This is a genomic window from Cytobacillus firmus, from assembly GCF_023715565.1.
GTDB classification, from domain to species: Bacteria; Bacillota; Bacilli; order Bacillales; family Cytobacillaceae; genus Cytobacillus; species Cytobacillus firmus_C.
Genome location: NZ_JAMBOJ010000021.1, coordinates 19,698 through 42,074 on the forward strand (window position 1 = coordinate 19,698; position 22,377 = coordinate 42,074).

The window sequence follows — 22,377 nt, forward strand, 5'->3', positions numbered from 1 at the left end:
GAGTGCAAAGAGGGTGCAAGAGCACAGCAAAAGACAGACCGGTTCTGCTGTGTTCCCCTTTGCCAGCCTCTCTGGACTGCATTTAAAAGGGCTATTTAATTTTCAAATATACTCACCTGGTCGTTTTCATCCACTTCCTTCAGCTCGACCACAATTTTTTCCGAACTGGAGGTTGGAATGTTCTTTCCTACATAATCAGCTCTTATCGGAAGCTCCCTATGGCCGCGGTCTACAAGGACTGCAAGCTGAATCTGAGAAGGCCTCCCTATATCGATCAGCGCATCAAGGGCAGCTCTAACTGTTCTTCCTGTATAAAGAACATCATCAATCAGGATCACCTTCTGATCGTTAATATCTTTTGGAACATCCGAGCCTTTGACAAGCGGCTCCTGATTTTCAGTCTTTTTCGTTAGATCATCTCTATAGAGAGTGATATCAAGTTCGCCTACATCAATTTTGGCTCCCTCGATTTGTTCAATTCTTTCCGCCAGGCGGTTCGCCAGGTAAATTCCCCTGGTTCGGATGCCAATCAGAATGCAATTTTCTATTCCTTTATTTTTTTCTATGATTTCATGAGCAATCCGGGTCAGCGCTCTCCTGATTGCCTGGTCATCCAAAACAATTGCTTTTTGCTGCGGCATCATGATCACCCTTATTATCAGATTTTATATACAAAAAACCTCTCACCGATCAGGTGAGAGGGTAAACGACTTCTTTCTGCAGAGTAAGGACACAATTCTCCTTATTCGATCCGTTTCCTTCCCAGCCTCACGGGACTGTTTTAAAGGACTTATTCAGCTATAGCCATCATATAGCACTATTGGACAATTGTCAACGGTTATTCTCCAGGTTCTCTACCAGTTCCTTAAAATAAGCAGGTGCAGGTGCTTCAAATTCAAGATACTCGCCAGAACGTGGATGTTCAAAGCCAAGAACGCCTGCATGAAGTGCCTGTCCCCCGATATCAAGGGTTTTTCTGGGACCGTATTTAGGATCCCCTGCAAGAGGATATCCAATGTATTTCATATGAACACGGATTTGATGTGTTCTTCCCGTTTCCAGCTGGCATTCCACCAGTGTGAAATCCTTGAATCGTTCAATGACCTGAAAATGCGTAACTGCATGTTTTCCATTGTCGACAACACTCATACTTTGACGATCTTTGGGGTCGCGGGCGATTGGCGCATCTATAGTACCGTAGTCGTGTGGAATAACTCCATGGACAATAGCCCGGTACTTACGTGTAACGGTTTTGTTCATCAGCTGGTTCACAAGACTCTCATGTGCCACATCATTCTTTGCAACCATGAGAAGCCCCGACGTATCTTTATCGATTCTATGGACTATTCCGGGCCTCATGACCCCATTAATTCCTGATAAGTCTTTGCAATGAGCCATAAGACCATTTACAAGTGTTCCTGTTCCGTGCCCGGCAGCAGGATGAACAACCATTCCTTTCGGTTTATTTACAACGAGGACATCCAGGTCTTCATAATAAATATCCAAATTCATTTCTTCAGGAACTACATCCAGTTCTTCTGGTTCTGGAATTGATATTTCAATTTTATCGTTTGTGGAACATTTGTAATTAGTTTTAGGCCTTTGTCCATTCACTAAAACATTACCATCCTTGATCCATTGCTGCACCTGTGTTCTTGACCAATCCGCATTCAATGTAGATAACACTTTATCTATTCTTTCTCCTGCCTGTTCATCAGGAATGATGTGTTCCATTTTCTCCATAAGATTTCTCCTTTTTCTTTGCTTCTCTCTCTTCAAGCAGCATCTGAATCATCAATAGTCCTACGCCAATGACCAGCGCCGAGTCAGCAATATTGAAAACAGGAAAGTCATAGCCAAAAATATAAGTGTTTACGAAATCCACCACTTCTTTTCGAAATACCCTGTCAATAAAGTTTCCAATTGCTCCGCCCAGCATCAGGCCCAAAGAGACTCCAAGAAGCAATTTGCCTTTGACTGCTTTTTGAATGTAATAAATGATACCAATTATGACAATAACGGTTATAACGTAGAAAAACCACATTTGCCCCTGCAGGATGCCCCAGGCAGCGCCACGGTTGCGGTGCGATGTAATATAAAGAAAGTCCTCAATAACTTTAACACTTTCCCCTAATTCAAAGTTCTTTACAATCAGCCACTTCGTAAACTGATCAAGTGCGATAACGAACAATGCAATTATGTAATAAAACACAAAGGCAACCCCCAAATCTCATATCATTACCTTTGCATTTTAGCACAATCTGAATAAAAAACACAGCACACTCATAAACTCAGTGGAAAATAGACTTTCTGTAGAAATTCCCCAGTCTGCTGCAATCTTCCATTGTTTTTAAAGTAGGAATCATCTGCAGCAAATCCTCAGGCAGCAGCTCACCCGAAATTTCACACTTTCCGAAATTACCTGATTCCATTTTGGTGAGTGTTTGTTCAATATCATGCAACTCTTCCAATAAAATAGGCTTTATCCACGGGGAACTGTTGCCCTCCATAAGCTTTTCCAATATTTCCTGTCTTGTATTACGGAGTTCTGTATATAGCCCTTCTGCTTTTGCATCCATGCTTTTTCCTCCGTTCTGAGATGTTTACTTTATTATTTTCTCGGAACGGAATTCAGACACGGACAAACTTTTAGCAAACGGCACAACATTTAGTGAAGGTGGAATTATTTATAAAAAAGGATTTGAAAAAGTTAATTAAAAACAGCCCCCCAATATTTGAGGGACTGCCGGTATTTAAGCCAAGTGGCTATAATTATTTTTTACAACATCAGCACAGCGTGGGCAAAGTGTGTCATATCCTTCTGTTTTGCCAACTTCTGGAGTGACTGTCCAGCAGCGGTCGCATGTTTCGCCTTCTGCTTTAGAAACAACAATAGCAGTGTTTTCAAATTTCACGGCATTTTCAGGAGCATCTGAAAGGCTGCCTGCTACTTCGAATCCAGATACGATAAAGAGCTGCTGAAGATTTTCCTGAATTGAATCCAGAAGGCTCTTGGCTTGATCATTTACATAAAGGGTTACTTTAGCAGTAAGTGATTTGCCGATCACCTTCTCATTACGTGCTTCTTCCAATGCCTTAAGGACATCATTGCGAAGCTTCATGAATGCAGTCCATTTATCTTCCAGCTGTTTAGCGTTCGGAAGCTCTGTATATTCAGGCATATCTGTTAATTGAACACTTTCTTCTTTCACGTTCGGTATAAAGTTCCAAATTTCATCAGATGTGTGGGAAAGAATAGGTGCAACAAGCTTCGTAAGAGCAATCAGGCTCTCATAAAGAACCGTTTGGATTGCACGGCGTTCTGCATTATCTTTTGCTTCAATATAGAGGACATCTTTTGCAAAATCAAGATAAAATGCACTAAGGTCCAATGTGCAGAAATTGTTGACAGCGTGGTAGATGCTGGCAAATTCATAGCGATCATAGGACTCGCGAACACTCTTGATCAGCTTGTTCAACTTCGCTAGCATAAACTGATCCACTTCACGCAGGTTCTCAAAGGATACCAAGTTTTCTGCAGGATTAAAATCATCCAGATTTCCAAGCAAGAAACGGAAAGTATTGCGAATCTTTCTATACACTTCTGCAACCTGCTTCAGAATAGCATCAGATACCCGGACATCAGCCTGATAATCAACTGAAGCCACCCATAAGCGCAAAATGTCAGCACCAAGCTGGTTCATGACTTTTGCCGGAACAACTACATTTCCGATGGATTTACTCATTTTCCTTCCTTCACCATCAAGGGTGAAACCGTGGCTCAGTACCCCTTTGTAAGGCGCTTCCCCTGTCACAGCTACCGCAGTTGAAAGTGAAGAGTTAAACCAGCCTCTGTATTGGTCAGAACCTTCTAGATATAGATCTGCTGGACGCTGTAAATCGTCACGCTCTAAAAGAACTGCCTGGTGGGAAGAACCGGAATCAAACCAAACATCCATGATATCCGTTTCTTTTGAAAACTGGCCATTCGGGCTTCCTGGATGTGTAAAACCTTCAGGAAGCAACTCTTTCGCTTCTTTCTCAAACCAAATGTTTGAGCCGTGTTCACGGAAAAGATTTGAAACATGTTCAATCGTCTCATCTGTGATAATTTCTTCGCCATTTTCCGCATAAAAGACCGGAATAGGCACTCCCCATACACGCTGGCGGGAGATACACCAATCTCCGCGATCCCGGACCATATTAAATAGTCTGGTCTCACCCCATGCAGGATACCAATTTGTTTCTTTAACAGCTTCCAAAAGCTCATTGCGGAAATCCTTAATGGATGCAAACCATTGGGCAGTAGCACGGAAAATAACAGGCTTTTTCGTTCTCCAGTCATGCGGATATGAGTGAGTAATAAAAGTCAGTTTTAATAATGCTCCTGCTTCCTTAAGTTTCTCAGTTATCGGCTTATTGGCTGCATCATAGAATAACCCTTCAAAGCCCGGAGCTTCATTTGTCATGTTTCCTTTATCATCTACCGGGCATAATACGTCAAGACCGTACTTCATGCCGATTTGGAAATCATCTTCCCCATGTCCGGGAGCAGTATGAACACATCCTGTACCGGCATCAGTTGTAACATGATCACCAAGCATTACAAGTGAATCACGGCCATAAAGCGGATGTTCAGCAATTACATTCTCCAGATCAGTCCCCTTAACTGTCTGGACAACTTGATAACCTTCCCATTCAAACTCCTTAGCCACAGCTGCCAATAAGTCTTCTGCAACCATAAACTTTTTGCCGTTTGCCTCCACTACAGTATAAGAAAGGTCGGGATGAACTGAAATTCCAAGGTTTGCTGGAATGGTCCATGGAGTTGTAGTCCAAATAACGATATAAGTATCTTGATCCAATACTTCTTTTCCATCCTTTACTTTAAATGCAACATAAATGGATGGCGAACGTTTGTCTTTATATTCAATTTCCGCTTCTGCCAAAGCAGATTCAGATGATGGAGACCAATAAACAGGCTTTTTGCCTTTATAGATATAGCCTTTTTTCGCCATCTCCCCGAACACCTTAATTTGCTGAGCTTCATACTCAGGCTTAAGTGTGATGTAAGGGTTCTCCCAATCACCACGGACACCTAAGCGCTTAAATTGTCCGCGCTGGCTGTCAATCTGCTCATATGCATATTCTTCACAAAGCTCTCGGAACTCAGCAACACTCATTTCTTTACGCTTTACGCCTTTGTTTGTCAGCGCCTGCTCAATTGGCAGACCATGAGTATCCCAGCCAGGAACATAAGGTGCATTATAGCCAGTCATAGACTTAGAGCGTACGATGAAATCCTTTAAGATCTTGTTTAGCGCATGGCCGATGTGGATGTCGCCATTCGCATATGGAGGGCCATCATGCAGTACAAACATCGGACGCCCTTTTGTCCGTTCCTGGACTTTTTCATAAATGTTCATTTCTTCCCATTTCGCCTGGATTTCAGGTTCGCGCTTTGGAAGATTGCCGCGCATTGGGAATTCAGTTTTTGGCATTAATAAACTATCTTTGTAATCCATTCCTTTTCCTCCTGTTTATAACTCATTAAATACCATGATAGCCAATGAGACCTTAGAAAAACCTCGGGAAAATACAAAAAACCCTCTCATCCCAAAAAGGGACGAGAAGGTTTTATTCTCCCGCGGTACCACCCTTGTAGATGAAATATAATGAAATTTCATCCGCTCAAAGCATTCTTAACGTGAATGATCCGCCTTGGCCTACTGATTTTGTATGTTCGGCAAGGAACTAAAGGGTGATTTTCCAGCTTTTGCTTATACCCGGGCTTCCACCATCCCCGGCTCGCTTTCAGAGTGAATATTCGCCTCTGATCATAAGCTTTTTTGTAAAGACTGTACTGTCCCTCTCATTGTTGATAAACATTGTATTTACTTTGTTTTAAAATTATATGCGATATTTCCGGCTTTCGTCAAGCCAGTGATTCTTCTTCTTCTCTTAATGATTTCAATTCAGTGGAATCCAGCTTATATTCCATTAAATGATCCCAATCATCGTTATTCAGCATATCGAGCTGAGCTTCAACAAGCATTTTAAAGCGTGTCCGGAATACTTTGGACTGTTTCTTTAAATCTTCAATATCCAGTGCAATTTTTCTTGCTTTGGACAGGGATTCATTCACAATTCTGTCAGCATTTTTTTCAGCTTCTTTGATGATAAGCTTTGCTTCTTTGTGGGCATTGCGTTTTAATTCTTCTGCAGCTTCCTGTGCAACCACAATAGATTTATTAAGTGTTTCTTCAATTGTGGTAAAGTGGCCAATGCGGTCATTCGTTTCGCTGAGCTTATCTTCTAGCTCTTTTTTTTCCCTGATCAGGATTTCATAGTCCTTTATGATTTGATCGAGAAATTCGTTAACTTCATCTTCGTCATAACCCCGAAATCCTTTGCTGAATTCCTTGTTATGAATATCTAACGGTGTTAATGGCATGAGTGCCACCTCCCAGGTCTGTTGATCTTATGTAAATTGGTTTGAGCCTGCTGGTTCTATTTAATTATAGCAGACTCCGTTGTCTTTTGATTATTTATTCGACAGGTTGTTTCAAAATCCTTCAAATTTAAATTATTTCTTTTAACTGTCTTTTAATTGTTTTTGGCTTTTAAAAGTAGCCGGTTGCTTTCCGCAGAGCGGGCGCTGCTCCCGCCGGTGTCATATGCCTTATGCTCAAATCAACTCAGCAGATGAACAATATTTACATTTTCAATGTGGGTTTGTTAAAACTCTCTCCTACTTTACTATCTCTGTCTCCCGGCAATTATTCTCCATTTGTCTTTTTTTGTTTTCCCATCTATTTCTATAATTTTGGATCGACCTTGTCCCCTGACTGAGATGATGTCGCTTTGCTGGCATTCAAATGAGGGGTTTTCTATTTGCATCCAATTGACTTTAACGTGTCCCTGTTGGATATAGAGCTGGGATTTCTGTCTTGAGATATTGTAGATGGATGAGATGACTGTGTCCAACCTCAGAGATGAAGAGGTGATGGAGCTTTCTTTCCACACTTCTGGTGATTGAATCGCCTGTGAAAAAGGCTGTATTTTCAAAGATACCGAAGCTCTGCCAATTGACTGAAGCTGCAGGCTGATATACTCTTCAATTTCTTGAGCGGCAAAAAACTGGATTCTGTCCTCTCCAAACAGGATGTCACCAAATTTCCCTCTTTTTAGTCCCAGTGACATCAGGCTGCCGAGGACTTGAGGGTGTTCAATGGTAACAAACTTCTTTGGATATTCCAATTCAAACAGCCGAATTTTAAAATCTTCTTCCTCGTTTTGATAATAATCCGGAAATATCAGTGCTCTCTTTCTCTCAGCCCCCGTTGTTCCGCCAAAAAAAGCAAATAATATTCCTGAATCCTGTCCTATAATGCTTTTTAAGATTTGCTGCTCCCTTGGATCAAGAAAATCAGTAAGCTTTGGTGCATATGTATTTTCCACAAGATTTTTCCAGTTAAGGACCTGATCAATAAATTCTCTTTCTTCTGGTCGAAAGTGCTGATAAATAGACAAATTCGGGCCTCCTTTCACACAAATAAAAAAGGGCCATCATGATAGCCCAGTTTTTTGTCAATCTTATGAAATCCAATAAAAAAGCTGATGCAAGCCTCCAGTGGCAAAACGCAAAACTAAGATAGCCACAATCGGAGAAATATCAATCATTCCGAGCGGGGGAATGATTTTGCGGAAAGGCTCCAGGTACGGTTCACAAATCCTTGCCAGAAACTGGCCAAAAGCTGATTCCCTTGCATTTGGGAACCAGGACAGCAGAATATATATAATCAGTGCCCATGAGTAATAATAAATTGCAGATGACAATATTCCAAATACTAATTCCATTAAGTACTACCACCTCGTATTTTCTAATTCTTGTTCTTTCATCAGCTGAGAGATGTTCCCTGATACTTCAACATTGTCAGGTGTACACAGGAAAATATCAGTGCCAATCTTCTGAATGTCTCCCCCGATGGCATAAACGGTCCCGCTTAGGAAGTCAACAATGCGCTTTGCCTGATCTTTTTCAATTCTCTGCAGATTGACTACAACAGCTCTTCTGTTCTTCAGCTGATCTGCAATATCCTGTGCTTCAGCATATACCCGCGGTTCAACAAGAACTACTTTAGAAGATTTTTGCACACTTTGAAGGCTGACAATGTTCTGTTTTTGAACTGACTGCTGCTGTTTCTGCACCTGCTTCACCGGCTCACTTTCTTCTTCGATGATTTCCTCTTCCTTATAGTCATATTCATCATCCAGGAAGAAAAATGTTTTAAATTTTGATTTTATACTCATTTTATTTAACCTCCTGACCCTCTTGGCCAACTAAAGCTGTCCCAATCCTTATCATTGTGGCACCTTCTTCAATTGCCAGAGAAAAATCATTGGACATGCCCATTGAAAGCTCAGTGCAGGGAGCAAAATCAAATCCAAGATTTTTAACCTGTTTTTGAATGTCCTTGAGTTTCCGGAAACAGGCACGCAGTAAATCCTTGTCTGATGTATGCGGCGCCATTGTCATCAGGCCTATGATATTGAGATTTTTATATTCAGCCAGGCTTGAAATAAAGTCAGCTGCCTCTTCAGGATTTATTCCCTGTTTCGACACCTCGCCTGAGACATTGACCTGTACAAAGCAATTTATCTTACGATCTGCCCGCTTGTTGATTTCCTTTGCAAGGGATAGCCTGTCCAATGAATGAATATAGTCAACTTTATCAATAATATTCTTTACTTTGCGCGTTTGCAGTGTTCCGATAAAATGCCAGGTTGGCCTGTCCTTTAAAACTTCCCATTTAGCAAGAAGTCCTTCATCCCTGTTTTCACCTAGATGATGAATTCCTGCTTCCAAGGCTTCTTGTGCCCTATCAGCTGAAACGTACTTAGTAACGGCAATCAAGGTAATTTCTTCCGGCTCGCGGTTCGCCTTTATGCACGCTTCGTGGATGGCTGTCTTTATTTGCTTTAAATTATCCTCTACTCTCATTTAGTTCCCTGCTTCCTCCTTCCAGCCAATAAAACTCATCATTCTGCCGGTATTCCCCTTATTTCTTCTGTGGGAAAAAAAATAGTCTGCATGACAGCTTGTGCAAAAATCAGTCATCATGATATTTTCATAAGGAATCCCCGCATTAGCAAGGATTTTCTTATTTAGTTCTTTAAGGTCAAGCTGGAATTGATTGTCACTAATTTGATTATATGGCTTTATATCGACATCTTCTAGTATTTTTTGCACTTTTGAAATAACACGATCATCAACAATATAACAGTTACCGCAAATGGAAGGGCCAATCACAGCTTGGACCTCTTTTAAGTTAATGCCTTCACAAGAAAACAGTTCAGTCATATTCCTGCCGATCCCGCCAACAGTGCCTTTCCAGCCGGCATGGGCAATGCCTATGGCTCCTGTATTCTCATGCAGGAAATAAAGGGGCACACAATCGGCATAACACAGGGTCATCAGAACACCTTTTGAATATGTGAAAAAGCCGTCGGTACCTGAAAAGGAATCATCGTACACCAGAGCTCCTTTTCCTTTATCATTTTCAGTAACTTTTTTTATATTTACATCATGTGTTTGTTCAGCACCGACCCAATTTTCGATAGAAAAGCCAAGCAAGTCAGCCACATGCTGCCGATTTTGACTGACTGCTTCAAAGCTGTCATTCACATGTAATCCTACATTCAGAGTTTCATATTGATTGCGGCTGAAGCCGCCATTTTTTGTTGTAAAACCAGCCAATATAGTAGGAAAACGATCCGCCCAATCTTTTATGACAAAGTACTCTTCCTTGTTTAAAGAAAATGGTTCCATGCGATTAACCCCATTTTATTTTTCTATAGTTTACCACAAGGACGGCAGTGATGACACCATTAACAACTCTTAAGCTTCATCCTCTATATATTTAGGCTCAATCGCATCCTGATAGCGGACAAGTATGACATCTTCACCGATTTTTATAATATTTTTCCAGGGAATGACAATATCTGCGTCCCTGCCAAAGAATCCTAATACTTTCCCCGCTCCTCCGATAATGACTGCTTCAATTTTTCCTGTATTAATATTAATATCTATATCCCCAATATTTCCAAGTTTTTTGCCGTCAGCTACATTTACAACATCCTTCATTTGAAATTCAGATATTTTCACCATCGACACTTCACTCCCAATTTATGTTCTAATTCAATATATGTTTGCTTCTATTAGAAAAATGTTTGGTAAATATAAAAAGCAGCCAATTTGGCTGCTAGCTTTGAATATTCTTATTCATTTGTTTGATGGCTGCTTTTTCAAGCCTTGAAACTTGTGCCTGGGAAATGCCGATTTCCTCCGCCACTTCCATTTGAGTTTTGCCCTGAAAGAAGCGTTTTCTGAGAATCAGTTTTTCCCGTTCATTCAGTCTCCTCATTCCTTCTTTTAGCGCTATTTCCTCAATCCATTGAATATCTTTGTTTCGCTCATCACTAAGCTGATCCATCACGTAAATTGGATCCCCGCCATCATTATAAATCGGTTCAAATAATGAAACAGGATCCTGGATGGCATCCAGTGCAAATACGATTTCTTCATGAGGCACATCCAGCTCTTTAGCTATTTCTTCAGCTGTAGGCTCTCTGGACGTTTTACTCATGAGACGTTCCCTTACTTGCAGAGCTTTATAAGCAATGTCCCTTAAAGAACGAGAAACACGGATCGGATTATTATCACGCAGATACCTACGTATTTCCCCAATAATCATCGGAACGGCATAGGTGGAAAACTTAACGTTTTGACTTAAATCAAAATTATCAATAGATTTCATCAGACCGATACAGCCGACCTGGAAAAGGTCATCAACAAATTCGCCTCTGTTGTTAAAACGCTGAATCACACTCAATACGAGACGCAAATTGCCGTTGACGAGTTTTTCCCGTGCGGTTATATCCCCCTTATGCATTTGCTTGAAGAGCTCTCTCATTTCTTCGTTTTTTAAAACTGGAAGCTTTGAAGTATCAACACCGCAAATTTCTACTTTATTTCGAGTCAATCCATTTCCCTCCTCACAGGAGCTGCTGTACAAAAAACAGTATCTCCTTGGAAAGGAAAAATATGCACCGGCTAATCCGGATGAAAGATGGGGAAATGGTCAAAGCATTATTAATACTAGGTTTTCACCTTGCAAAATTCTGTAAAAAATATTGTCTGCTTTAAAATTCTAAACCATCTTATTAAATTCTTTTTTTAGTCTTTTGATTATTCTTTTTTCCAGGCGTGAAATATAGGATTGGGAAATTCCCAGCATATCGGCTACATCCTTTTGAGTTTTTTCTTCGCCAGACCCGAGGCCAAACCTGAGTTCCATGATCTGTTTTTCTCGATCTGAAAGCTGATGCAATGCCTTTAACAGCAGCTTTTTATCAACATTTGCTTCGAGATCTTTTGTTATGATGTCATCCTCAGTGCCCAGAACATCAGATAGAAGAAGTTCATTGCCATCCCAATCAATATTTAGGGGTTCGTCAAAGGAAACTTCAGAGCGAATTTTGTTGTTCCTTCTTAAATACATAAGAATTTCATTCTCAATACAGCGGGATGCATATGTAGCCAGTTTGATTTTCTTCTCCGGGTTAAAAGTATTTACTGCTTTAATAAGCCCAATCGTTCCAATACTGATTAAGTCCTCAATATTAATACCTGTATTTTCAAACTTTCTGGCAATATACACAACAAGCCGAAGATTTCTTTCAATCAAAATGGACCTTGCCGCTTTATCACCTTTTGGAAGCTTAATCAGGAGCATTTCTTCTTCTTCCTTACTGAGTGGAGGAGGTAATGCTTCGCTGCCGCCTATATAATATACTTCATCTGTTTTAATCCCCAGCTTAATCAACAATTTATACCAATAGTAGGATAAGCGAAGTTTTAACTTTTTCATGAATTGTCCTCCTTCTAAATTATGTTCTTGCAGAGTATAGTATATTAACTTACTTTTGCATCGGGCTTTATTGTACTTCTGCCTGTAAGCATCTTGGGGTGTACGATACACTGAAACGAATCGTCTGATGAAAGCTGCTGCATGGAAAATGATATTAACCCGCGTTCTGCTTCTATTATTTCATTCTCTTTTTCAAAGAGAATCCGGTCAGGCTTGAACCCTATGATTAATTGGTGTTCTTGTCCAACTACCTTACATGGAATGACCCTCATTTTATGCTCCCAATCCGCTCCAATTGACTCGCTGCCCATAATGATATCCTCTGGGTTTCCTGCCATTTTGCTAATTTCAGGAGGAAACTCATCCAGCCTGTCTTTTATGGATATGAACATTACAGGCATTTTCGAAATGGGATCGTATAACTGGTTGCCACTGTCAATCAGGCCATTAAAACAATATTCTGCTTCATTAATTACAACACGCACCAGGATTAATGAGTCATAATGAATTTTTGTCATCTCAATACCCTCAACATTTCTCTTTGAAAAATGCCAGGCAAGGGGAAACCCAATAACCACGAACAGCCAGCTGATTGGATCACCAAAGCCTTTAATACTGGCCATCATGACAGATGAAGAAAGCGTAAAATCAAAATTGATAAAGTAATGAATTCCAATTAAGGAGCCTCCAACTAAAAAAGTAGCAAAATAAAAAGTCATGAGAGCTTTTACAAAATAACGTAAACGTTTATAGCCGAAAACAGCCAGTACCATTACAATCGAGAATAGCAGCTTAGTGAACGGATGACCTGAATATTCATTAAAAGGTGTAAATGCTAATAAAATAATTACGGAGCCTATGAAGCCGCCCGCAAAAATTTTCCATAGTCCTGTTTCTCTTTTTAGAATTATGGCTGTTAAATAAAGGAGGAGGCTGTCAAACATAAAATTTAATGCCCATATAACATCCAAATAGACCGTCAATTATCTTCCTCCCTTATAAAAATTAGAATCTGATAGATTGACGTGAGGTTCCAAAACTCTCATATAGTTAAAGTGCTATGATTCTGTTAGAAAAAAGTATAGCGCATTTCAGTAAAGAAAGTGTGTCGCTTTCTGTATGCAAAAAGATAGAAATTTTCCCTATTCACAACGGATTTTGTCATTATTTTTCTATTCATTGCCCCTCCTATTTTCACTGGGTGTGATTTATATCACATTTTTTGTTTTCAATATCAACTATAATGACAGTGAAAATATTAAAAAGGAGTTTTGCTGATATGCTAGACACAAAAACAATCGAAATTATTAAAAGCACCGTCCCTGTACTTGAAAAACATGGTGAAGATATTACTAAAACCTTCTATAAACTATTATTTACAAATCACCCTGAACTGCTGAACATTTTCAATCACGCAAATCAAAAACAGGGCCGTCAGCAAAAAGCACTTGCAAACTCAGTATATGCTGCTGCTAAATATATCGATAACCTCGAAGCTATTATTCCGGTTGTCACACAAATCGCACATAAACACAGATCATTAGGAATTAAACCTAAACATTATCCAATTGTGGGAGAACACTTAATTCTTGCTTTTAAGGAAGTACTGCAGGAGGCAGCAACTGAAGAAATAATTGAGGCGTGGGTTAAAGCATATGGTGTGATAGCTGATGCTTTCATCGGATTGGAAAAAAACCTTTACGAGGATGCAGCACATAAGCCAGGAGGCTGGGATGACTTCAGAACTTTCACCGTTGCCAAAAAGGTGAAAGAAAGTGATGTGATTACATCCTTCTACTTTACACCGACTGATGGAGGAAATATTTCCGGCTACCTTCCGGGTCAATATATTAGTGTGAAATTAACGATTCCTGGTGAAGAACACACACATATTCGCCAATATAGCCTATCAGATTCCCCGGAAAAATCTTATTACCGGATTTCTGTAAAGAAAGAAGAAGGCTACTCTGAACAGCCGGACGGTAAGGTTTCTAACTACCTTCATAATGATCTTAACGAAGGAGATCAGATAAAGATTAGTGCTCCTGCTGGAGAATTTGTTCTGGAGAATGCGGATAAGCCTGTGGTTTTGCTTAGCGGCGGTGTAGGCATAACACCAATGCACAGCATGTTGCGTCATCTTGATGCATCAGGAGTAAATCATGAAACTATTTACGTTCATGCTGCACTTAATGGAAATGTACATGCCTTTACCGGCGAAGTTCAGGAGATTGAAAAGAATAATGCATTAGTTAAAACATATTTCTGCTATGAAAGGCCAACAGAAAAAGATAAAACCGAAAAAATCTACAGCAAAGAAGGCTATATTACTGCTGATTGGTTAAAAACAATCGTGCCAAATAAAGAAAGTATTGTTTATATGTGCGGTCCAGTTCCTTTCATGCAGGCCATGTATGAAGCATTACTTGATGCTGGTTTTAAAAAGGAAAATATCCGCTATGAATTCTTCGGTCCATCAATGCAATTAAAGGAAACTCAATCAGTTTAAAAATGTTATAAGCATGGCTCATTACTTTGAGCCATGCTTTAATGTGAAAAACATTAATGACAACTAAAAAAACACCTGGAATCGAGGCTGATTTTCCAGGTGTTTTTCTTCATATATTATCTTCTGCGGTTGCGATTACGCAGGAACGTTGGGATATCCAACGTTTCTTCCGGCTGATGAGATTGGCTGCTCCTAACAGTTTCCTGTTGAGCTTCCTCTCGCTTTGGCTCACGCTTCATACTACTTCCCATATTTGGAGCAGGTTTAGGCTGGCCGAATGATGGCCTCGTAGGCTTAGGCTGGATCACTTCTTCATTAAATCCCGTTGCAATGACCGTAACTACGATCTCATCTTTAAGATTTTCATTTATAACGGAACCGAAGATCATATTTACGTCCTGATCTGATGCCGAAGCAACAATATCAGCAGCTTCCTGCACTTCATAAAGGCTTAGATTCGACCCGCCGGTAATATTCATTAGGACACCTTGAGCTCCATCAATGGATGTCTCAAGTAAAGGAGATGAAATCGCTTTTTTCGCGGCTTCTGCTGCACGGTTTTCTCCTGCAGCAACACCAATTCCCATTAAGGCTGAACCTTTATTTGACATGATTGTTTTCACATCTGCAAAGTCAAGGTTAATTAATCCCGGGACAGCGATTAAATCAGAAATACCCTGAACACCCTGGCGAAGAACATTATCCGCTTCGCGGAATGCTTCAAGCATTGGAGTGCTTTTATCAACGATTTCTAATAGCCTATCATTTGGAATGACGATCAGTGTATCAACCGCTTCCTTCATAGCAGCAATTCCGCCGGCTGCCTGAGTGGAACGCTTGCGGCCTTCAAAGGTGAATGGACGTGTAACGACACCTACAGTAAGAGCTCCTAAATCGCGAGCGATCTGGGCAATGACTGGCGCTGCTCCTGTGCCAGTTCCTCCTCCCATACCAGCTGTAACGAATACCATATCCGCACCTTTAAGTGCTTCTTCAACCTGCTCTTTACTTTCTTCTGCTGCTTTTTTTCCTACCTCAGGGTTAGCACCAGCCCCAAGTCCTCTTGTAAGCTTGCCTCCGATTTGCATTTTCACTTCTGCTTTTGATAAATTCAGCGCCTGTGCATCAGTATTAACTGCAATAAACTCGACACCTTGAACACCATGCTCAATCATTCTGTTTACTGCATTGTTACCGCCGCCTCCAACGCCAATGACTTTTATAGTTGCTAATGAATCCAAATTTGTATCAAATTCCAACATGACTTATCCTCCTAATTCGTCGACATTCCTAAGAACACCCTTATTTGATTCGCTTTTTAACGCACTCCCATAATAGGGCTGCAGTGCTTTTTCTATCTGCCGTTTGGCTTTGATTCCGTTTCCCTAACCCTTGCGAATCAAATCAAGTTATTCGAAAAAGTATCCGAGGAACTTTTTAACTCTTGATGTGATCTTTTCTTCCGGCTGTTTTTCCGGCTTTGTTTTCGGTTGCGGTTGCGGTTTTTGCACTCGGTTTTCTTTTGCTTCAGGGACAGTCACTGGCTGCTCCATTTTTCTGCCCTGTATTTTAGCATTTTTATATGCGAACTTAATTAATCCAACAGCAGTTGTGTACTGCGGTTCCCTTACTCCAATATAATCTGGAATGGCAATGCGGACTCTGTTCTGGAAAACATCCTGTGCCAGTTCAAGGATCCCCTGAGTGTTTGCAACCCCGCCGGATAATACATAGCCGCCAGGAAGATCTTTTGCACCCAAACGCTTCACTTCGTGTTGGATAAGATCGAAAATCTCTTCCATTCGCGCTTCAATAATATCTGAAATTTCCAGCTGATTAAATTGCTGATGCTGATCACTTCCGATGATGGGCACACTGAATACCTCATCTTCAGATGCATGATCATAGAAAGCATAGCCATACTTTGTTTTAATTTTTTCTGCATCTTCTGTAGAAGTACGTAGCCCGATTGATAAGTCTTTTGTAATATGGTCTCCACCTACAGGAAGGACACTCGTTGCTTTTAAATAACCATTTTCAAATATGGCAATGGTTGTGGAGCCGCCCCCAATATCAACAAGTGCAACTCCAAGATTTTTCTCATCCTTGGATAATGCGAATGCACCTGCCGCCAGAGGCTGAAGTGTAATATCCATGATTTCAAGGCCAGCTCGTTCCACACAGCGCAGAGTGTTATGTAAAATCGTTTTTGATCCGGTAATAATGGTGCCTTCCATTTCCAGACGCACACCAATCATTCCTCGGGGATCACTGATCTCGTCCAATCCGTCGACAATAAACTGTTTTGGAATGACATCAATTATATCCCTTTCCGGCGGGATCGACACAACTTGTGCCGCATCTATAACTCTAGCAACATCCTCGTCTGTTATTTCCCTATTTTCACTAGAGACCGCGACAACTCCATGAGATGGCTGAAGCATAACATGATTGCCTGTTATTCCCACAATCACATTTTTTATTTCCATACCTATCATTCTCTCAGCCTGTTCGATTGCCTTTTTAATAGAATGAACTGTTTCGTCTATATCAACAATAGAGCCCTTGCGCAGACCCTCTGAATGTACATTGCCAACACCAATAATATTTAAAGTGTCATTGACCATTTCCCCAATGATTACTTTTACACTGGATGTACCGATGTCAAGACTAACATATATTTCATTGCTGTTCATTCTCTGGCACCTCCTTTTTTTTGCTATTCCGAATATTGAACAACAATCATTTTTTGCTGTAATTTGTTTTAATAAGTTAGTTTATCTATAAAATTATTCGTCAAAACTAATATTTTCCCTTTTTTAAATATCATTTTTTTCTGTTTTTTCTCTGTTTTGAGACCACTTTGCAATCAGTATTCTTCTGATGACCGCAATATTCTGGAATAGCCTGACCCCAAAAGCAAAGACTGCTGCTAAATACAAGTCTACACCAAGATACACACCTAGAAAAGCTAAACTTGCTGCCAGCAGGATGTTAAAAAAGAAACCGGAAACGAAAACTTTTTCATCATAAATGTTTTGAAGCTGCGCCCGAATACCGCCGAATAGAGTATCCAATGCAGCAAGAACAGCGATGGACAGATAATTCGAGTATTCATCCGGCACTTTTATATCTGTCATAAGTCCAAGTATCACACCTATGATCAATCCTAAGACGGGAAGCCACATTATGATTTGCCTCCTTTATCAGGTTTCACAGGCTCCATATATCTGATTCTCAATGTCTCGTCATATGCAGGAACAGTAATTGGCTCTGCAGACTTTTCCACCTTTAACCGGAGATTGTCAATAAAGAATTCTTCTGCAGATTTCGATACCTGCATGCGGTTAAAAAGCTTCTCTGCAGATTGAAAGTTCTCAGTGATTACTTTCACTTCAATAGGCAGGGATTTTAAGGCATATCCGTCTATCATGGTCTCCCTGTTAATGTCCCTTATGACGGTAGTGTTGATGACCCTTCTGCCTCCAATGGATATGTGCTTGGCATCATACATGTTTAACTCGTTGACCAGCCGCTTAAGTAAATCAGGGGAAACAGAATCAGCCTGCTTGCCCAGGAGCAGTTCCTCATATACGGGTTCTATGGTTAAGATTATGCCAGGTCCAGACACTTCAGTTAATCCGGCTTCCATTTTTAATTCATCGAGCGTCTCACGAAGCACTTGTTCTTTGCTTTGCTTGCGCTTTGTTTCGTATTGGGCAATTTTTTCTTCGTTTGAACTGATTTCACGCAAAAGTCTTAATTGCAGTTCCTTTTCTTTAAGGATATCAGCTCTAAGCTCCCAGGTATCTCTCGTATCCCGGACAGCAGGTTCCTTAACTGTTTGAAACTGTATGGCAATCATAAAGCCAATAACAACTGTTATAAAGGCAAAGCTGAACTTCTTTTTGCTGTCCACTTCAATTCCACCTTGCTTTCCCGAATAAATTATTCTGTGGACAAATTATATACGAATGCTGGTTTGGCTTTACGAACCCAGTAATGGTTCAATGATAATTTCGCCCTTTTCCTCTAAAGTGAATTGGATGTTTTCATCTACCAATGTATCTTTCACTCCGCCTGTCAGATTCAGGGCTGAAGAAAGAACTTCGGCATCACCTATAGCAGTAATGACAAAAGGGGCAGGGTGCTGATATCCGTCTACTTCTATCACAGGCCCATTGCATACAATATATGAACTGTGAGAAAGCCTCTGCCCGTTTATGGCAACTGCGGAGGCACCGGAAATATAGAGCTCATTAATTACTTTAAAGACATGGTGTTCATGTACAATATAATTATTAATGTTATCTTCATCAGGATCATAATCGCCATCTGCAAGAGTAACTTCAACACCCTGGCCCTTTACTTTAACTTTCCCCAGATGCATCCTGTACTTCTCGGCATCCTCGGCTAGATTAAAATAAACCTGCGCTTCCTTTGCTAGCTCCTTTTCAATATCAAGAACGCTTTCCTGCTTTTCATTTAATTCTTTTTGAAGAGCTCTGTTTTTTTCCTCTAGTTCAACAAGCTGATTACGCAGCTCCAGGTCTCTTTCCCATTGCTTCCCGCTTAATGCAGGCTTTTCTTCTTCTCCCTGTGTAAGGTGATAGGAAAAAGCCATCATGTAACCCAGCACGAGAAAGACCAGGGAGAATATTACATGATTACCCTTCACCTTCATTTTCTTCTTCAATCTCTTCAGCTCCCTCTTTTTCATAAGCTTTAAAATAAGAGCCTACTTCCAAGTCAATGACTCCCTTTTTTTGGGGATCCAGCTGGCTTATGATAGAAGGGTAGTGTGCCATTTTTTCTGAAAAACTTCTTAGTGTAGCGCTGACTTCAAAACCATCATTCATATACAAAGTAATATGATTGGAATCTGTTTTTTTTGGAGAGTGGTGGACTTCCGAAATTGAATTTAATACCTCTTCGGGCAGTGTTTCCAGTTCTGCGATCATCATATCAAGGATGTCACCCTCAGAAAAGCCATTTAGGATTGGTGCATTAACAGGGATCTCTGCAGCTTTTTCATCCTTTAATATGCTTCCATTCTCCATAACAGGAAGGTAGTGCTTCTCTTTCGCTATGTAGGCAATGCGCTTTAATTCATCTACCTGTATAATTATTGTACTAGGCAGCTGAATCTTAACAGTTGAAGATTTTATTTCAGGCAACTCTTTAAGCCTACCCTCCATACCCTCTTCATCAACCTTCCAAATATTTGTTTTTTCAGTAACACCGCTGATCTGGATAATTTCTTCTTTATCATAAATTGAATTGCCGGATACTTTAATTTGTTTAATATGACTTAAGGGCGATTGAAAGTAGATAACTAAAACAATCAGCGAGAAAAAAAGCAGCAGCAAAATAATCAGTCTCCTGTTTGCTTTCTTTTTTCTTTGCTGCTTAAGCTTCGGGATTCGATCCTCAAGCGAGACAACCTTACTTTTCTCCACATTTATCACCCCATCAAGAAAAGCGCAAGGACAATAAATTAAATTAATCAAATGGCTTGTCCAGCACAATTTATGCAACCAAAAAATTAGGGAAGAGAACGGCATGTGACACATGCCGTTAACACTGCATACACTGTTATCTAATTAATCATTATATCACAATAAATGGTATCTGTGAGGTATTATTTCCCGTTACTTTCGACCGATTATTTCCACTTCTGTCTCCATTTTTACTCGGTACATATCAAAGATTGTATCCTTAATATGCTGAATAAGCGCCAGGACATCTTCCGCTTTTGCATCTCCCGCATTCACGATGAAATTCCCATGCATATTGGAAATTTGAGCTCCTCCAATGGAGTGGCCTTTCAAACCGGCTTTCTCAATGAGCTGACCCGCATAATCAGGGAGCGGGTTACGGAAAATACTGCCTGCACAAGGAAAGTTCCACGGCTGTGTTTCCTTCCTGTAATCCTTATTCTTTTGCATTGCGGAGGATATTTTTTCACGGTCTCCCTCTTTAAGCTGAAAAACGGCCTCAAGAACAATTCCTGGACGCTTCTTTTGAAGAACGGACGTTCTATAAGAAAATTCCATTTCTTCATTTGTGAGCCAGCCCATCTTCCCATCTTCAAAAAGAACATGAGCCTTTGTAAGAATTTGTGAAATATCTGAACCGTGAGCACCTGCGTTCATATAAACTGCTCCGCCTACCGACCCGGGAATTCCGCTGGCAAACTCAAGTCCTGACAAGCCTTTTTTGCTGATTATGGTGGATAGAGCTACTAAAGAATAACCGCCGCCAACTCTCAGCTCCGTTCCCTTAACATCCATGTGGTCCATCCCGCGGCCTAATTTAATGACCACGCCTTCTATGCCGCCATCAGATACGAGCAGATTCGATCCTCTTCCAATCGCTCTCCAGTTCAATTCAAATTGACGGATCAATTCCATCGCTTTTGCCAGTTTTTCTATGGAAGAAGGCTCAATAAACAAATCGGCGGGACCGCCAATTTTCATTGTTGTATGATTAGCCATTGGTTCATTTTCTTTGATTATTCCAATGTTTAATTCTTTAAGCTTGCTGATAAATTCGTCCATATTTACCTCCCTTTCTATTGATTCCAACCTAAATTTATTTATTCTATGCAAATTTACGATACAGGGCTACTTCCTGCTGCCTGAAACCAATTCTGCCATTAATTTGTAAAGTCTATTTGATGCATCCCGGATTCCCAGTTTTCTTGAAGCTTCCTTCATGCTATCCATTTTATCTTTATTGAGTATAATTCGGTCAATGCTATCAATAAGCTTTTTGCCTGTTAACTCTTTTTCAAGCAACAGCTCTGCAGCACCATGTTCACTAAGCGCTCTTGCATTTTTCTCCTGGTGATTATTTGTAACATATGGGCTTGGGATTAATATACTTGGTATGCCTAAAGAAGTTATTTCTGCCAATGAAGTGGCTCCTGCACGTGATACGACAAGGCTGGCTCCGGCCAGCACTTCTGGCATATTATGAATAAATGGTTTGATTATCACGTTTTCAGGATTCCCCACGAGTTCTACTTCTTTTTGTACATCTTCATAATGTACATCACCTGTTATATAAAGAACCTGATATGGCTTTTCACTAAGCTCAGCCAGTGTTTTTAATACTGCATCATTTATTGGTCTTGCTCCTCTGCTGCCGCCAAAAATTATCACAGCAGGAACACCTGTCTTTAATCCTGCAGACAGCCTTCCCCTGATTCCATCCTGTCCCAAAACCTCTGATGCACGCGGGTTCCCTGTCATTACGGTTTTAGTTTCCGGAAAAAATGCCTTTGCTTCTTCAAAACAAACTGCAATTTTATCTACATATCTGCTTAAGAATTTATTGGTTAGTCCCGGGACGCTGTTTTGCTCATGAATAATGGTTGGAATCCCAAGCTTGGATGCGGCATACACTACAGGTCCGCATACATATCCGCCTGTTCCGATAACAACATCCGCCTTAAATTCCTTAAGCATCTTTTTGCTGTCACGAACGCCTTTCAGGAACCTTAAAACAGTTTTCACATTATCCAAAGAGATTTTTCTTTTAAAACCGGTTATATGTATTGATTTAAAAGGGATATTTTCACGTTTCACAATCGTGTTTTCAAGCCCTTTTTCAGTTCCAATATATAAAAATTCTGCATCCTTATGTTCTTTCTGAATTTGTCTTATAAGCGCAAGTGCCGGATATATATGACCGCCAGTTCCTCCGCCGCTAACAGCAATTTTCATTCTTTCACCTCATAAAAGAGTAATAATCTTAGTATTCCCTTGGTAAATAATTATGATGGCCAACAGCGCGTTGGAGTGCAAACACTCCCCCTTAATTCCCTATTCTACTATATTCAAAACAAATAGATAGGAACGAACATCATAATGTTAAAGAAATGTAATAATGTGCAAAATTGCAAAGAAGTTTGATAATTCCACGTGCAGG

24 protein-coding genes and 1 other annotated feature are annotated in these 22,377 nt (G+C 40.4%); of the genes, 1 reads left to right on the forward strand and 23 read right to left on the reverse strand.

Features of this window, described 5'->3' with window-relative positions:
• Positions 1-95 precede the first annotated feature (95 nt).
• The 15 genes from pyrR to spoIIGA all read right to left on the reverse strand — a co-directional run bounded on the left by pyrR (position 96) and on the right by spoIIGA (position 12,916).
• On the reverse strand, positions 96-641 hold the full coding sequence (pyrR, locus tag M3205_RS10300) for a bifunctional pyr operon transcriptional regulator/uracil phosphoribosyltransferase PyrR (RefSeq protein ID WP_076255660.1): 546 nt from the start codon (positions 639-641) through the stop codon (positions 96-98).
• Between the two features lie 190 nt (positions 642-831).
• On the reverse strand, positions 832-1,743 hold the full coding sequence (locus tag M3205_RS10305) for an RluA family pseudouridine synthase (protein ID WP_251169826.1): 912 nt from the start codon (positions 1,741-1,743) through the stop codon (positions 832-834).
• Complete coding sequence (lspA, locus tag M3205_RS10310) at positions 1,715-2,212, reverse strand: signal peptidase II (protein WP_251169827.1); 498 nt, start codon at positions 2,210-2,212, stop codon at positions 1,715-1,717. Before lspA ends, M3205_RS10305 begins: the two co-directional genes overlap by 29 nt.
• 79 nt (positions 2,213-2,291) lie before the next feature.
• Positions 2,292-2,579 (reverse strand): hypothetical protein, encoded by a 288-nt coding sequence (locus M3205_RS10315; RefSeq protein WP_251169828.1) that lies wholly within the window; start codon positions 2,577-2,579, stop codon positions 2,292-2,294.
• Positions 2,580-2,753: 174 nt separating this feature from the next.
• The gene (ileS, locus tag M3205_RS10320; protein WP_251169829.1) at positions 2,754-5,525 is read right to left on the reverse strand and encodes an isoleucine--tRNA ligase; all 2,772 of its coding nucleotides are present in this window, start codon (positions 5,523-5,525) and stop codon (positions 2,754-2,756) included.
• A gap of 94 nt (positions 5,526-5,619) precedes the next feature.
• Positions 5,620-5,885: a binding site (T-box leader), on the reverse strand.
• A 50-nt stretch (positions 5,886-5,935) separates the two neighbouring features.
• Positions 5,936-6,454, reverse strand: coding sequence for a DivIVA domain-containing protein (locus M3205_RS10325; RefSeq protein WP_251169830.1), 519 nt, complete (start codon positions 6,452-6,454; stop codon positions 5,936-5,938).
• Positions 6,455-6,759: 305 nt separating this feature from the next.
• Complete coding sequence (locus M3205_RS10330; RefSeq protein ID WP_251169831.1) at positions 6,760-7,533, reverse strand: YlmH family RNA-binding protein; 774 nt, start codon at positions 7,531-7,533, stop codon at positions 6,760-6,762.
• A gap of 63 nt (positions 7,534-7,596) precedes the next feature.
• Positions 7,597-7,860 (reverse strand): YggT family protein, encoded by a 264-nt coding sequence (locus tag M3205_RS10335; RefSeq protein ID WP_251169832.1) that lies wholly within the window; start codon positions 7,858-7,860, stop codon positions 7,597-7,599.
• A gap of 6 nt (positions 7,861-7,866) precedes the next feature.
• A complete protein-coding gene (locus tag M3205_RS10340; protein WP_251169833.1) occupies positions 7,867-8,313 on the reverse strand; it encodes a cell division protein SepF in 447 nt (148 codons plus the stop codon).
• A gap of 1 nt (position 8,314) precedes the next feature.
• Positions 8,315-9,004: a YggS family pyridoxal phosphate-dependent enzyme gene (locus M3205_RS10345; RefSeq protein WP_251169834.1), complete on the reverse strand. Its 690-nt coding sequence runs from the start codon at positions 9,002-9,004 to the stop codon at positions 8,315-8,317.
• Complete coding sequence (gene pgeF / locus M3205_RS10350; RefSeq protein ID WP_251169835.1) at positions 9,005-9,832, reverse strand: peptidoglycan editing factor PgeF; 828 nt, start codon at positions 9,830-9,832, stop codon at positions 9,005-9,007.
• Positions 9,833-9,901: 69 nt separating this feature from the next.
• Positions 9,902-10,171 (reverse strand): YlmC/YmxH family sporulation protein, encoded by a 270-nt coding sequence (locus M3205_RS10355; protein WP_095242286.1) that lies wholly within the window; start codon positions 10,169-10,171, stop codon positions 9,902-9,904.
• Positions 10,172-10,265: 94 nt separating this feature from the next.
• Entirely contained in the window at positions 10,266-11,045 is a 780-nt protein-coding gene (gene sigG, locus M3205_RS10360; RefSeq protein ID WP_026041699.1) for an RNA polymerase sporulation sigma factor SigG, read from the reverse strand.
• Between the two features lie 168 nt (positions 11,046-11,213).
• Positions 11,214-11,933, reverse strand: coding sequence for an RNA polymerase sporulation sigma factor SigE (gene sigE, locus M3205_RS10365; protein WP_009330857.1), 720 nt, complete (start codon positions 11,931-11,933; stop codon positions 11,214-11,216).
• 44 nt (positions 11,934-11,977) lie between these two features.
• The gene (gene spoIIGA, locus M3205_RS10370) at positions 11,978-12,916 is read right to left on the reverse strand and encodes a sigma-E processing peptidase SpoIIGA (protein ID WP_251169836.1); all 939 of its coding nucleotides are present in this window, start codon (positions 12,914-12,916) and stop codon (positions 11,978-11,980) included.
• A 296-nt stretch (positions 12,917-13,212) separates the two neighbouring features.
• Between spoIIGA and hmpA the strand changes: the two genes are divergently transcribed.
• Positions 13,213-14,442 carry an NO-inducible flavohemoprotein gene (hmpA, locus tag M3205_RS10375; protein WP_251169837.1) on the forward strand — a complete coding sequence of 410 codons (1,230 nt, stop codon included), beginning with the start codon at positions 13,213-13,215 and terminating at the stop codon, positions 14,440-14,442.
• A 116-nt stretch (positions 14,443-14,558) separates the two neighbouring features.
• On the opposite strand, the gene ftsZ is transcribed toward hmpA, so the two are convergent.
• The 8 genes from ftsZ to murG form a co-directional block, all read right to left on the reverse strand.
• On the reverse strand, positions 14,559-15,704 hold the full coding sequence (gene ftsZ / locus M3205_RS10380; protein ID WP_251169838.1) for a cell division protein FtsZ: 1,146 nt from the start codon (positions 15,702-15,704) through the stop codon (positions 14,559-14,561).
• Positions 15,705-15,851: 147 nt separating this feature from the next.
• Positions 15,852-17,138, reverse strand: coding sequence for a cell division protein FtsA (gene ftsA / locus M3205_RS10385; RefSeq protein ID WP_251169839.1), 1,287 nt, complete (start codon positions 17,136-17,138; stop codon positions 15,852-15,854).
• Positions 17,139-17,261: 123 nt separating this feature from the next.
• A complete protein-coding gene (locus M3205_RS10390; protein ID WP_251169840.1) occupies positions 17,262-17,630 on the reverse strand; it encodes a small basic family protein in 369 nt (122 codons plus the stop codon).
• Positions 17,630-18,361, reverse strand: a complete 732-nt coding sequence (locus M3205_RS10395; protein WP_251169841.1) for a DUF881 domain-containing protein — start codon at positions 18,359-18,361, stop codon at positions 17,630-17,632. Before M3205_RS10395 ends, M3205_RS10390 begins: the two co-directional genes overlap by 1 nt.
• 69 nt (positions 18,362-18,430) lie before the next feature.
• Positions 18,431-19,162 (reverse strand): DUF881 domain-containing protein, encoded by a 732-nt coding sequence (locus tag M3205_RS10400; protein WP_251169842.1) that lies wholly within the window; start codon positions 19,160-19,162, stop codon positions 18,431-18,433.
• Entirely contained in the window at positions 19,110-19,901 is a 792-nt protein-coding gene (locus tag M3205_RS10405) for a cell division protein FtsQ/DivIB (RefSeq protein ID WP_251169843.1), read from the reverse strand. The genes M3205_RS10400 and M3205_RS10405 overlap by 53 nt, the downstream gene beginning before the upstream one ends.
• Positions 19,902-20,093: 192 nt before the next feature.
• A complete protein-coding gene (gene murB, locus M3205_RS10410; protein WP_251169844.1) occupies positions 20,094-21,002 on the reverse strand; it encodes a UDP-N-acetylmuramate dehydrogenase in 909 nt (302 codons plus the stop codon).
• Positions 21,003-21,068: 66 nt separating this feature from the next.
• Positions 21,069-22,172, reverse strand: a complete 1,104-nt coding sequence (gene murG / locus M3205_RS10415) for an undecaprenyldiphospho-muramoylpentapeptide beta-N-acetylglucosaminyltransferase (RefSeq protein WP_251169845.1) — start codon at positions 22,170-22,172, stop codon at positions 21,069-21,071.
• Positions 22,173-22,377: the final 205 nt, after the last annotated feature.